The organism is Bradyrhizobium acaciae (genome assembly GCF_020889785.1).
Classification (GTDB): Bacteria; Pseudomonadota; Alphaproteobacteria; order Rhizobiales; family Xanthobacteraceae; genus Bradyrhizobium; species Bradyrhizobium acaciae.
The window spans coordinates 93,468-105,000 of record NZ_JACMYK010000006.1; the positions used below are offsets into that span (position 1 = coordinate 93,468).

Annotated in this window: 12 protein-coding genes; 7 read left to right on the forward strand and 5 right to left on the reverse strand. The window is 64.9% G+C overall.

The genetic code is table 11. The annotated features are described in order from the left end of the window. Positions 1–52: 52 nt before the first annotated feature. The gene (locus H8A92_RS04995) at positions 53–595 is read right to left on the reverse strand and encodes a methylated-DNA--[protein]-cysteine S-methyltransferase (RefSeq protein WP_163161200.1); all 543 of its coding nucleotides are present in this window, start codon (positions 593–595) and stop codon (positions 53–55) included. Between the two features lie 146 nt (positions 596–741). On the opposite strand from H8A92_RS04995, the gene H8A92_RS05000 reads away from it, so the two are divergent. Then, entirely contained in the window at positions 742–1,551 is an 810-nt protein-coding gene (locus tag H8A92_RS05000) for an alpha/beta fold hydrolase (protein WP_229194743.1), read from the forward strand. A 169-nt stretch (positions 1,552–1,720) separates the two neighbouring features. Here H8A92_RS05000 and H8A92_RS05005 read toward each other — a convergent pair whose 3' ends face one another. Then, the gene (locus H8A92_RS05005) at positions 1,721–2,176 is read right to left on the reverse strand and encodes a carboxymuconolactone decarboxylase family protein (RefSeq protein WP_229194744.1); all 456 of its coding nucleotides are present in this window, start codon (positions 2,174–2,176) and stop codon (positions 1,721–1,723) included. Between the two features lie 110 nt (positions 2,177–2,286). On the opposite strand from H8A92_RS05005, the gene H8A92_RS05010 reads away from it, so the two are divergent. From H8A92_RS05010 to H8A92_RS05030, 5 genes are all read left to right on the forward strand, one after another. Further along, positions 2,287–3,153 carry a sigma-70 family RNA polymerase sigma factor gene (locus tag H8A92_RS05010; RefSeq protein ID WP_229194745.1) on the forward strand — a complete coding sequence of 289 codons (867 nt, stop codon included), beginning with the start codon at positions 2,287–2,289 and terminating at the stop codon, positions 3,151–3,153. A 65-nt stretch (positions 3,154–3,218) separates the two neighbouring features. After that, positions 3,219–4,475 carry a M20/M25/M40 family metallo-hydrolase gene (locus H8A92_RS05015; protein WP_229194746.1) on the forward strand — a complete coding sequence of 419 codons (1,257 nt, stop codon included), beginning with the start codon at positions 3,219–3,221 and terminating at the stop codon, positions 4,473–4,475. Between the two features lie 387 nt (positions 4,476–4,862). Further along, positions 4,863–5,537, forward strand: a complete 675-nt coding sequence (locus tag H8A92_RS05020) for a GntR family transcriptional regulator (RefSeq protein ID WP_229194747.1) — start codon at positions 4,863–4,865, stop codon at positions 5,535–5,537. Positions 5,538–5,672: 135 nt separating this feature from the next. Further along, positions 5,673–6,473: a phytanoyl-CoA dioxygenase family protein gene (locus H8A92_RS05025; RefSeq protein WP_229182511.1), complete on the forward strand. Its 801-nt coding sequence runs from the start codon at positions 5,673–5,675 to the stop codon at positions 6,471–6,473. Positions 6,474–6,641: 168 nt separating this feature from the next. Next, the gene (locus H8A92_RS05030) at positions 6,642–7,946 is read left to right on the forward strand and encodes an NAD(P)H-dependent oxidoreductase (RefSeq protein ID WP_229194790.1); all 1,305 of its coding nucleotides are present in this window, start codon (positions 6,642–6,644) and stop codon (positions 7,944–7,946) included. A gap of 165 nt (positions 7,947–8,111) precedes the next feature. Here the strand turns inward: H8A92_RS05030 and H8A92_RS05035 are convergent, their stop codons facing one another. Both H8A92_RS05035 and H8A92_RS05040 read right to left on the reverse strand, forming a co-directional pair. Beyond that, positions 8,112–9,026, reverse strand: a complete 915-nt coding sequence (locus H8A92_RS05035; protein WP_229194748.1) for a Rossmann-fold NAD(P)-binding domain-containing protein — start codon at positions 9,024–9,026, stop codon at positions 8,112–8,114. After that, on the reverse strand, positions 8,984–9,196 hold the full coding sequence (locus tag H8A92_RS05040) for an NAD-dependent epimerase/dehydratase family protein (protein WP_229194749.1): 213 nt from the start codon (positions 9,194–9,196) through the stop codon (positions 8,984–8,986). The genes H8A92_RS05035 and H8A92_RS05040 overlap by 43 nt, the downstream gene beginning before the upstream one ends. A 295-nt stretch (positions 9,197–9,491) precedes the next feature. Between H8A92_RS05040 and H8A92_RS05045 the strand changes: the two genes are divergently transcribed. Next, positions 9,492–10,580, forward strand: a complete 1,089-nt coding sequence (locus H8A92_RS05045; protein ID WP_229194750.1) for a TRAP transporter substrate-binding protein — start codon at positions 9,492–9,494, stop codon at positions 10,578–10,580. A gap of 254 nt (positions 10,581–10,834) precedes the next feature. Here H8A92_RS05045 and H8A92_RS05050 read toward each other — a convergent pair whose 3' ends face one another. Next, positions 10,835–11,431 (reverse strand): hypothetical protein, encoded by a 597-nt coding sequence (locus tag H8A92_RS05050; protein ID WP_229194751.1) that lies wholly within the window; start codon positions 11,429–11,431, stop codon positions 10,835–10,837. Between the last annotated feature and the right edge of the window lie 102 nt (positions 11,432–11,533).

Sequence of the window (11,533 nt, forward strand, 5' to 3'; positions counted from 1 at the left end):
CGCTTCACCCTCCCCTGGAAGCCTTCCAGGGGAGGATAAGAGCGCCGGCCGCTCAATCAAACAAGCTCGGCGTGTGGTTCACCACCGCGCCTTCGATCTGCAACATCTTCAGCTTGGTCACGACGCCACCATTGGCCGAGAAGCCGCCCGGCTTGTTGCCGGCCGCCAGCACCCGGTGGCAGGGCACCACGATCGGGCACGGGTTGCGGCCGAGCGCCTGGCCGACATCGCGCGACAGCTCGACGCCGCCGAGCTGCTTGGCGATGTCGCCATAGGTCACGGTTTTCCCGGGCGGGATTTTGCGCGCGATGTCGTAGACGCCGCGATTGAACGCCGGGACGCCGTCGAGATCGAGCACGATGTCGGCGAGGTCGTTCGGCTTGCCGGCGAGCAGCTCGATCATGCCGTCGATCGCATGCTGCACCTCGGCGGGCGGAGCCGCCTCGGTGACGTCGCCGTTACGCTGGGCAATCCGCTTGCGGGTCTTCTCCTCGGTGCCCATCGGCAGCTGCACGCCGGTGACGCCGTGCTCGCCCCAGACGACGCCGCAGGCGCCGATCATGGTCTCGAAGATTGCAAAATGCTGGCCGGTCATGGCTCGCTCCCGATGTTCCTTCAATAGCTCACGCGTGAGCCTGCTGTTGATCTGAAATCTAGGCTTGGAGAATGTTGCTATCCACCCGAATTCCGTGGGAACTTGGGTTAAATCAACAACATCTCCTGCCCTCCGCGAGCCCCCAAATGCACAGCCTCCGCGTCAATGGTTTCGACATGCCATATCTCGATATTGGTCAAGGGCCTCCGCTGGTCTGCGTGCACGGCTCGCTGTGCGATTTCCGGATCTGGTCGGCGGTGCTCGGCCCGCTGACGCGATCGCATCGCGTGATTGCGGTCAGCCTGCGGCATTTCTTCCCGGCGCATTGGGACGGCGTCGGCGACACCTATTCGATCGCGCAGCATGTCGACGATGTGATCGCCTTCATCGAGGCCTTCGATACCAAGCCGGTCGACCTGATGGGGCATTCCCGCGGCGGCCATATCTGCTTTCGCGCCGCGCAACGACGGCCGGACCTGCTGCGCAAGCTGATCCTCGCCGAACCCGGCGGCGAGCTCGACGAGAGCCTCGATCCCGATTTCAAGCCGGGCCCCTCGCCGCTGGCAGCGCGCTTCGCGGCATGCGCCGCGGAGATCGCCAAGGGCGACATCGACGGCGGCCTGCAGATGTTCATGGACGCGCTCGAAGGCCCCGGCGCCTGGAAGCGGATTCCGGCGACCTCCAAACAGCTCTTGCGCGACAACGCGACCACCCTGATCGGCCAGACCCGCGACCAGCGGCCGCCGTTCTCGAAGGCCGATGCGGAGGCGATCAAGACGCCGACGCTGTTCATCGGCGGCGCCAACACCAAGGGTGTGCTGCCGAAGGTGCTGCACGCGCTCGCCGCCAATGTGAAGGGTTCGCGCACCGAGATGATCCCGGGCACCACGCATCCGATGTTCGAGCAGGCCCCGCAGCGCTACTGCGAGATCGTGCTGGAGTTTTTGGCGGCATAGGCGGTGTCCCCTCTTCACCTCGCCCCGCTTGCGGGGAGAGGTCGGACCGCATGCAGCGAAGCGAAATGCGGTCCGGGTGAGGGGTACAGGTCTATCGACGCATCACTCGCGGAGAGAGCCCCTCACCCCAACCCTCTCCCCGCAAGAGCGGGGAGAGGGAGAATACCGCTCACACCTTCCACGCACCGACCGGCTGCCGCACGGCCACGTTCAGCCGGTTCCAGACGTTGATCGCCGCGATGCCGAGCACCAGAGACGCCAGCTGCTGCTCGTCGAAATGCTTCGCGGCGTCATCCCACACCGCGTCCGTCACCGGGTCCTCGCGGTCGCTGAGCCGGGTCACCGCTTCGGTCAGCGCCAGCGCGGCGCGCTCGGCTTCGGTGAAATACGGCGCGTCGCGCCAGGCGCCGACGGCGAACAGCCGCTCGTCGGTCTCGCCGGCGCGCCGGGCGAGCTTCGGGTGCATATCGACGCAGACGCTGCAGCCATTGATCTGGCTGGCACGCAGATGGACCAGTTCGAGCAGCTTTTCCGGCAGCGCCTTCTTGGTACTCTCGCTGAGCGCCTGCAGCGCCTTCATGGCATCGGGAACAACCATCACCGGATGGTTCATGCGGGCTTTCATCATGTCACTCTCCTGATTTGCTTTTTGACGCCGCCGTGCCGATCTGCTGTCACATCGGCCGGCTTTCGTTCGTCAAAGCCATGACGGAGCGGACAAAGGGAATGTGACCGATGGACGAGAAGAATTCTCTCGCCGAACAGTTCGAGGCCAACCGGCCACGCCTGCGGGCGGTGGCCTATCGCATGCTGGGCTCGACCACCGAGGTCGACGACGCCGTGCAGGAGACCTGGCTCAGGCTCGGCCGCACCGATGCCGCTGCGGTCGACAATCTCGGGGGCTGGCTGACCACGGTGGTCGCGCGGATCTGCCTCGACATGCTCCGCTCGCGCAAATCGCGCCGCGAGGAGCCGATCGGCCCGCACGTGCCGGAGCCGGTCGCTGACAATCCGTCCGAGCGCGAGACCGAGATGGCGGACTCCGTCGGCGCCGCGCTGCTCGTGGTGCTGGAAACGCTGGCACCGGCCGAGCGGCTGGCGTTCGTGCTGCACGACATGTTCGCGGTGCCGTTCGAGGAGATCGCGCCGATCGTCGGGCGCACGCCGGCCGCCGCACGCCAGCTTGCGAGCCGTGCGCGACGCCGCGTGCAGGGCGCGCCGCCCGCACCGGATCCCGATCTCAGCCGGCAGCGCGGCATCGTCGAGGCATTCCTTGCCGCATCCCGCAACGGCGATTTCGAAGAGCTGCTTGCGGTGCTGGCGCCCGACGTCGTGGTGCGCGCCGATCAGGCCGCGCAGCGGCTCGGCTCGCTGCCGGTGATCCGCGGCGCCGCAGCGGTCGCCGAAAGCTTCAAGGGACGGGCGCAGGCGGCGAAAGCGGCGCTGGTCGACGGCGAGATCGGCGTCGCCGTCATCCTCGGCGGCACGCTGCGTGTCGTGCTGCGGGTCACGATTGCGGGCGACAGGATCGCGGCGATCGACGCAACCGCGGAGCCCACGCAGATCGAAACCTTCGACGTCGAGGTCCTCGATCGGAATTGATCGCGGCTGGAGGCAGCCAAATTGCGATGCTAGTCTCTCCCTGCGCTCACGCAGGGAGGACAACAATGAAACGATCCATCAGATTGCTCGCGTCGGTCGGGCTATTCTCGCTCACCCTCGCCTCGTCCTCCGCCTTTGCCGCCGCCGACGAAAAGCTGCGCGCGGCCGCCGAGCAGGCCCAGCCGGCGGTGATCGAGAGCCTGCACGACATGGTGCTGATCGAGTCGGGCTCCGGCGATGTCGAGGGCCTGAAGAGGATGGCCGACTACACCGAAGCGCGGCTGAAGGCGCTCGGCGCCAAGACCGAGCGGCGCAAGACCACGCACGGCGCCGGTGCCGACATGGTGATCGGCACCTTCGAGGGTACCGGCAGCAAGAAGCTGATGCTGATCGCACACATGGACACCGTCTATGAGCACGGCATCCTCGATACCCAACCATACAAGGTCGACGGCAGCAGGATCTATGGACCCGGCATTGCCGACGACAAGGGCGGCATCGCCGTCATCCTGCATTCCCTGAAGATCCTGAACGACGCGGGCTGGCGCGACTATGCAAAGCTCACCGTGTCGTTCAACCCGGATGAAGAGGTCGGCTCCACCGGCTCCGGCGAGATCATCGCCGAGCTCGCCGACCAGCATGATGTGGTGCTGTCCTGCGAGCCGACGGTGGCGCCGCCGGTTGCCAAGAATGAAGGCCTGCTGCTCGGCGCCAGCGGCACCGCCACCGGCACGATGGATGTGAAGGGCAAGGCCTCGCATGCCGGTGCCGCGCCGCAGCTCGGCCGCAACGCGCTGCTCGAGCTCGCGCATCAATTGCTGCAAACCCAGGACGTCGCGAAATCCATCCCCGGCACGCAGCTGAACTGGACCACCGCGAAGGCCGGTACGGTGCGCAACCAGATTCCCGATCACGCCAGCGCCGGCGCCGACATCCGGCTCACCGTTCCGGACGGCGTCGCGAGGCTGCAAGCCGCGCTCGACGAGAAGGTGAAGGACAAGCTGATCCCCGACACCGAGGTCAGCGTGACAGTCGTCGCGGGTCGTCCGCCCTTCGTCGCTGATGATCGCGGCCGCGCGCTCGCCAAGCAGGGACAGGCGATCTATGCCGAGCTCGGACGCACGCTGGAAATCGCCGAAATGACCGGCGGCGCGACCGACGCCGGCTACGCCGCGCGCAGCGGCAAGGCGGTCGTCGTTGAAAGCTTCGGTCTCGCCGGCTGGGGCTATCACGCCCGCGACGAATATATCGACACCAACTCGATCGTGCCGCGGCTCTATCTGATGACGCGGGTCCTGATGGAGCTCGGCAAGGCGAAGTAGCGGGGGCGAGAGCGCAACGGCAATGGGTTGAGAGAGCAACGCCAATCGTTCGCGCCAACGCCCGGGGCCACCCCTCTCCCCAACCCTCCCCCGCAAGGGGGGAGGGAGCCTGATCCGTGTGCTCACCTCACGCGTTGATCTTCGCGGTGTGTCGCACGGATACCGCCCCTTGCGGCGGAGTAGGGGGAAGGGTGCCGCTTGCTCCGCTGGAGGATTGAGACTGACCCATCACCGCAACCGACGCGATCATGGCCGTCGAATCGCGGAAGAAATGAATATTTCTCAATCGGTTAGCGGCGCCGCAAACTGGCGCCTTGACCGCTCTTGCAGCCCGCGGTAGCTTGATCTCAGAATACGGAATTCTGTATTCCATATTGGACTGATGGCATGATCCCGTTGGACCCGCTTCCGAACCTCATAGACCAGGTCTATGGGCGGCTGCTCGAAGCGATCATCGACCGCTCGCTGTTGCCCGGCCAGCGCATCACCCAGAACGAACTTGCCGAACGGCTCGGCGTCTCACGCCAACCGATCTCGCACGCGCTGCATTTGTTGCATCGCCAAGGCCTCGTCGCCGAGAGCGGCAAGCGCGGCTTCGAGGTGACGCAGCTCGATCCGCAGCGGATCCGCGAGCTCTATGAAGTTCGCGGCGCCATCGATGCGCTGGCGGCACGACTCGCGGCCGGCCGGGTCAGGGACGATTCCGCGGCCCGCACACAGCTCGAGAGCGCGCTCGAAGCCGGACGCGCGATCGACGACAACGCGCCGCTGGCGCGCCTGATCGCGCTCGACGTCGACTTCCATAGCGCGATCTATCGGCTGGCGGGCAATTCCGCGATCGAGGAAATGATCACGCCGCAATGGCCGCATATGCGCCGCTCGATGGCGACCGTGCTCGCCGAGCTCGATTACCGCGGCAGCGCCTGGACCGAACACGAGACCATCGCCGCGCATATTTTCTCCGGCAATGCCGCCGCCGCCGAAGCTGCGGCACTGGCGCATGCGCAGACGGCAGGACGGATGACCGAAGAGAGATTGAGAGCGACCGACGTGGCGGCGTGAACAAACAAAGCCGTCACGCGCAGACGTGCCCCCGGGCATCCACGGCTTGCTTTGCCGCTTGAAAAGGCATGGATGGCCGGGTCAAGCCGGCCATGACGAAGAAAGAACAGAAGATAACAACAGGAGGAAAGCACCATGAAACTGACCCCGGAGCAGATCGAATTTTTCCATCGCGAAGGCTGGCTGTTCCTGCCCGAACTGTTCAACCAGGAAGAGGTCGATTTTCTCGCGCGCGAGGCGGTCTCGATCTATGACGCCAACCGCCCCGAGGTGTGGCGCGAGAAGAGTGGCGCGCCGCGCACCGCCTTTGCCGCGCATCTCTACAACGAGGCGTTCGGCCTCCTCGGCGCCCATCCGCGCATGATCGACCCGATCGAGCAGCTGTTCGGCGAGAAGGTCTACATGCATCAGTTCAAGATCAACGCGAAGGCGGCCTTCACCGGTGACGTCTGGCAGTGGCACCAGGATTACGGCACCTGGAAGCGCGACGACGGCATGCCGGAGCCGCGCGCGATGAACATCGCAATCTTCCTCGACGAGGTGATGCCGATCAACGGTCCGCTGATGCTGGTGCCGCAGAGCCAGACCGCCGGCGATTTGAAGGCCTCGCACGATCTCGAGACCACGTCCTACCCGCTGTGGACGCTCGATGAGGAGACGGTGACCCGCCTCGTCAAGCAGGGCGGCATCGTCGCCCCGACCGGCAAGCCCGGCGGCATGCTGATGTTCCACGGCAATCTGGTGCACGGATCGAGCGGCAACATCACGCCCTACCCGCGCAAGATCGTCTATCTGACCTTGAACGCGGTCTCGAACTACATCCGCACCCCGACGCGGCCCGACTACATCGCGCACCGCGATTTCACGCCGATCCAGACGGTGGCCGACGACGCGCTGCTTCGGCTCGCCCGTGCGCCGCGGCAGGCGGCGGAGTAGATTCAAGGACCGTCATTCCGGGGCGACGCACAGCGTCGAGCCCGGAATCCATTTGACCACACGGTTCGTAGTACAATGGATTCCGGGCTCTCGCTTCGCGGGCCCCGGAATGACGATTTGTCATTGTTCCAGATCGATCCCTTCGACCGTACCATTGGTAATCAGCACATGAACCTGCATCACCTCCTCAAAACCCGCGCCGCCGCCGGCAAGCCGGTGCGCGTCGTCCTGATCGGCGCCGGAAAATTCGGCTCGATGTTCCTGTCGCAGGTGCCGCACACGGCGGGGCTTGAGGTGCCGGTAATCGTCGATCTCGACCGCGACCGCGCGCGCGAGGCGTGCCGCACGGTTGGCTGGGATGAGGAGCGGATCGAAGCGACCACCTTCACCGACGACGGTGCGCGGGCGATCGCGGGCGGCGCATTCGACGTCGTGGTGGAGGCGACCGGCAATCCCGCGGTCGGCATTCGCCATGCCCGTGCGGCGATCGCCGCCGGCAAGCATATCGTGATGGTCAATGTCGAGGCCGACGTGCTGGCGGGGCCACTGCTCGCCGAAGAGGCGCGCAAGGCCGGCGTGGTCTATTCGCTCGCCTATGGCGACCAGCCGGCGCTGACTGCCGAGATGGTCGACTGGGCGCGCGCCACGGGTTTTCGCGTCGTCGCCGCCGGCAAGGGCACCAAATATCTGCCGGCCTATCACGACGTGACGCCGGAGGGCGTGTGGCAGCATTACGGACTCACCGCCGGCGAGGCGCAATCCGCCGGCATGAACCCGCAGATGTTCAACTCCTTCCTCGACGGCACCAAATCCGCGATCGAGATGGCGGCGATCGCCAACGCCTGCACGCTCGACGTGCCGTCGGAGGGCTTGCTGTTTCCGCCCTGCGGCGTCGACGATCTCCCGCATGTGATGCGGCCGCGCGACAAGGGCGGCGTACTCGAGAAATCCGGCATCGTCGAGGTGGTGTCGTCGCTGGAGCGCGACGGCCGTCCGGTGTTTCGCGATCTGCGCTGGGGTGTCTATGTGGTGCTGGAGGCGCCGAATGATTATGCCGCCGATTGCTTCAGGCAGTACGGCCTCAAGACCGACTCATCCGGCCGCTATGCGGCGATGTACAAGCCGTATCATCTGATTGGGCTGGAGCTGAACATCTCGGTGCTGTCGGCAGCGCTGCGCAACGAGCCGACCGGGCAGCCCCGCGGCTTCCGCGGCGACGTTGCTTCGGTGGCGAAACGCAATCTGCGCGCCGGCGAGATGCTCGACGGCGAAGGCGGTTACACGGTGTGGGGCAAGCTGATGCCCGCCTCCGCCAGTCTCGCCGCCGGCGCGTTGCCGATCGGGCTCGCGCATCGCGTCAAGCTGAAGAACGACGTCGCTCACGGCGCGGTGGTGCGCTGGAACGACGTCGAGGTCGACGAGAGCAACGATACGATCAAGACGCGCAAGGCGATGGAGCAGGCGTTTTCGTAGAAAGTCACCTCGCCCCGCTCTTGCGGGGAGAGGTCGGCGCAAAGCGCCGGGTGAGGGGCGACCTCCACGAGTCCGTCTTCGACCGTCTTTTCGGAACGAGCCCCTCACCAGCCCTCTCCCCGCAAGAGCGGGGCGAGGGGGACGAGAGAGCGGAGACTTTGATGCTCACGGCAGCAGCCGGCTCGCCTTCGCCAGCCTGAACCACTTCCGGAACATCACCTCGGTATCCATCATCTCGGTGAAGCCGGCCTGGTTGATCTTCACCGTCGACACGATCGACGGCGGACCGGACTCGGTCCGCCCGTAGCGCATGCTGTAATCGGCATATTGGAACGACAGGCCGACGAACTCCTCGAGACCGGGTGCGATCAGATCGTGCTTGCTGCGCAGCTCGTCCCATAGCGGAATCCACTTCGGATATTCCTGCGCCAGCGACAGCGGCGCGTGCTTGCCCGGCGCCATCTCGAGCGCATCGGCAATCGCCGGCCAGATATTCTCCCAGGTGAAGACGTCGCCATTGGTGACGTTGAACGCTTCATTGCGCGCGGCATCAGTCTCGCCCGACCAGGCGATCGCGCGCGCCAGCAGATCGACGTCGACGGCCTGGGCGACGCGCGGCGCACCGCCGGGATAATCCAGCGGCCTGCCCTGCGCGCGCAGCACCGCAGCATAGACGCCAAGCGGCGGGATCAGATCCATCGCACCGCCCATGGCCTCGCCGATGATCAGGACCGGACGCAGGATGCTCCAGTGCCAGCTCTTGCCGCGTTGCAGCTCGCGCAGGAAATTCTCCTGCGCCCAATAGAAATTCGGCTGCTCGTACATCTCCGAGCGGCCTTCACGCGCCGGCACGGTGAGCGGCCGGACATGCACGCCATAGGCCTTGGTACCCTGTAATAGCGCGACGTGCTTGAGATCGGGCGCGACCGGTTCGAGCACGCCCATCAGATTGCGCAGCATCCGGTCGTTGGTCTCGATCTGGCCGGCATCGCGCCAGCCATCGACGAGGCTCGGCGCCTCATAGAGTGCGGCATAGATCAGATGCGTTGCGCCGCCGAGCTCGCCGCGGCGCGGCGGCAATCCTCGGCATTGGTGAGATCGATCGGCACGTGTTGCGCACCATGGAGATCGCGCGGCTTGCGCCGCGACAGCGCAACACGCTCGCAATCGCCGGATGCGCTGAAGTGTCGCAAGGCGGCGTTGCCCACGAGGCCGGTCGCGCCGGCGACCACGACTTTCTTGTTGGCCATGTCTCCTTGAACTCCCATCAACTCGCCTGCCGTCGTAGCAGATCGCGGCGCAGCCGCCAGGTATCGGATGAGACCGGCAGTGCCGAATTCCCTTCGCAGCTGCAACGAAGGCCGGCGCTTGATTTCCTCCGGCAAACGCTCATCCTGAGCGGTGGAACCGAAGCTCGGATTTCCACACAAGAGCCCGTCGAGGGCCACCGGATACATCACCACAGCAACGTCGATCGATCGGCGAAGAAAGACGGCACCAAGATCGTTCCCTTTGTCGAGGCATCGGCACACAGGAGGGATACGCATGAAACGTCGTGATTTCTTGACGGCAGGCGGCGTCGGGCTGGCTGCGACGGCGGTGGCTGCGCCCGCGGTCGCGCAATCGATGCCCGAGGTCAGATGGCGGCTCGCGGCGAGCTGGCCGAAGGCACTCGATACGCTCTATGGCGGCTGTGAATTCTTCTGCAAGCGCGTCGCCGAAATCACCGACAACCGTTTCCAGATCCAGTCCTTTGCCGCCGGCGAGATCGTGCCCGGCCTGCAGGTGCTGGACGCCGTCTCCAACGGCACGGTCGAGATGGGCAACACCGCGCTGTATTATTACTGGGGCAAGAATCCCGCCTTCACTTTCGGCACCTCGCTGCCGTTCGGCCTCAACACCCGCCAGCATATTTCCTGGCTGCAATGGGGCGGCGGCAGCGAGCTGATCAACAACCTGCTCAGCGAGTACAACTGCGTCGGCATTCCGACCGGCTCGACCGGCGCCCAGATGGGCGGCTGGTTCCGGAAGGAGATCAAGTCGATGGCGGATCTGCAGGGGCTGAAATTCCGGGTCGGCGGCTTCGCCGGCACCATCATCGCCAAGGTCGGCGGCGTGCCGCAGCAGATCGCCGGCGGCGACATCTATCCGGCGCTGGAGAAAGGTACCATCGACGCCGCCGAATGGGTCGGCCCCTATGACGACGAGAAGCTCGGCTTCGTCAAGGTCGCGAAGTTCTATTACTATCCCGGCTGGTGGGAAGGCACCGGCCAGGGCCACAATGTGATCAACAAGGACAAGTGGAACGCGCTGCCGAAGCACTATCAGGCCGCGGTCCAGGCCGCCTCCGAGGACACCTTCACCTGGGTCACCGGAAAATATGACGCGGTCAACCCGCCGGCGCTGAAACGCCTGATCGTGGCCGGCGCACAGTTGCGGCCGTTCCCGCAGGAGGTGCTGGAAGCCTGCTACAACGCCGCCAACGAGATCTACGCCGATCTCGCCAAGAGCAATCCGCATTTCGGCAAGATGTATGCGAGCCTCGCCGCCTATCGCAACGAATCGCTAGCCTGGATGCAGGTCGCCGAGCTCTCGTTCGACAGCTTCATGATGCGGATGCGCACGCGGACCTGAGCCGACGCGACGGCTTTACACTGCCGTCATTGCAAGGAGCTCGCGACAAAATTGCAGAGCAATTTTGCGCTGAAGCGACGAAGCAATCCATGCTTGCGGTGGGATGGATTGCTTCGCTCCGCTCGCAATGACGGGGCTGGAGCAGCGCGTGTTATTTCGGTCATCCTGAGCCGGGCGCATTCCCTGACAATAAAAAAGCCCCGGAGAATTTCTCCGGGGCTCTTTCTTGATTCGGCTTCGATTCGGATGACGGCTCAGTTGTCGTCGCTGCCGCCGAACTCTTCCATCAGCTTGTCGTAGCTCTTGGTCACGAGATCGATATTGCCCTTGTTCTCGACCGCGGGCGGCGGCGATTTCAGGGCTTCGTTGAGATCGGCGAGCGCATCCTTCTTGTCCTTGGCCGACATCTTCTTGTCGGCCTGGACCTGGGCGATCTGCGCCTTCACCACGGCCTCGGGACCGACATACTTCTTGGTCTGCGGATCGAAGCCGCCGAGCACCAGCGAGATGTTGTCGACGACGGTGTTGTACTCCTCATAGCCGGCGAAGCCGTTCTTCTTGGCGATGGCCTCGAGCTGGGCAACGACCTTCGGATCGGGTTTGGCGTCCTGCGAAAGCTTTGCGGTGATCGGGTCCATTTCCTTGGCAGCGGCGATCGCACCGTCGATCTGCTTGTCGGTCAGCGCGATCTGCTTGATCGGCGCAGCCTGATCCTGGGCTGGAGCAGCGGGCGCCGGCGCCATCTGCTGCTTGGCCTGCGCGAATGCGCCGCTGTTCGACGCTGCGGTGAAGGACATCGCAAGACACGCGACGCTCAACGCAGCAAGTACGGGACGGACGATCTCACGCATGAAAGTCTCCTTGTTGAGGCAGGTTTGGTGCCGAGCTTCTTGAGTGGAACTGGTACGGAAATCGAAATGAACGGCCCATGAACTTTGGTCGTAGACGATGAC

Bases quoted from the DNA above. Each gene is read 5' to 3' on its own strand.
- H8A92_RS04995 (WP_163161200.1), bottom strand. From the start codon at position 595: ATGACCGGCCAGCATTTTGCAATCTTCGAGACCATGATCGGCGCCTGC.
- H8A92_RS05000 (WP_229194743.1), top strand. From the start codon at position 742: ATGCACAGCCTCCGCGTCAATGGTTTCGACATGCCATATCTCGATATT.
- H8A92_RS05005 (WP_229194744.1), bottom strand. From the start codon at position 2,176: ATGAAAGCCCGCATGAACCATCCGGTGATGGTTGTTCCCGATGCCATG.
- H8A92_RS05010 (WP_229194745.1), top strand. From the start codon at position 2,287: ATGGACGAGAAGAATTCTCTCGCCGAACAGTTCGAGGCCAACCGGCCA.
- H8A92_RS05015 (WP_229194746.1), top strand. From the start codon at position 3,219: ATGAAACGATCCATCAGATTGCTCGCGTCGGTCGGGCTATTCTCGCTC.
- H8A92_RS05020 (WP_229194747.1), top strand. From the start codon at position 4,863: ATGATCCCGTTGGACCCGCTTCCGAACCTCATAGACCAGGTCTATGGG.
- H8A92_RS05025 (WP_229182511.1), top strand. From the start codon at position 5,673: ATGAAACTGACCCCGGAGCAGATCGAATTTTTCCATCGCGAAGGCTGG.
- H8A92_RS05030 (WP_229194790.1), top strand. From the start codon at position 6,642: ATGAACCTGCATCACCTCCTCAAAACCCGCGCCGCCGCCGGCAAGCCG.
- H8A92_RS05040 (WP_229194749.1), bottom strand. From the start codon at position 9,196: ATGGCCAACAAGAAAGTCGTGGTCGCCGGCGCGACCGGCCTCGTGGGC.
- H8A92_RS05045 (WP_229194750.1), top strand. From the start codon at position 9,492: ATGAAACGTCGTGATTTCTTGACGGCAGGCGGCGTCGGGCTGGCTGCG.
- H8A92_RS05050 (WP_229194751.1), bottom strand. From the start codon at position 11,431: ATGCGTGAGATCGTCCGTCCCGTACTTGCTGCGTTGAGCGTCGCGTGT.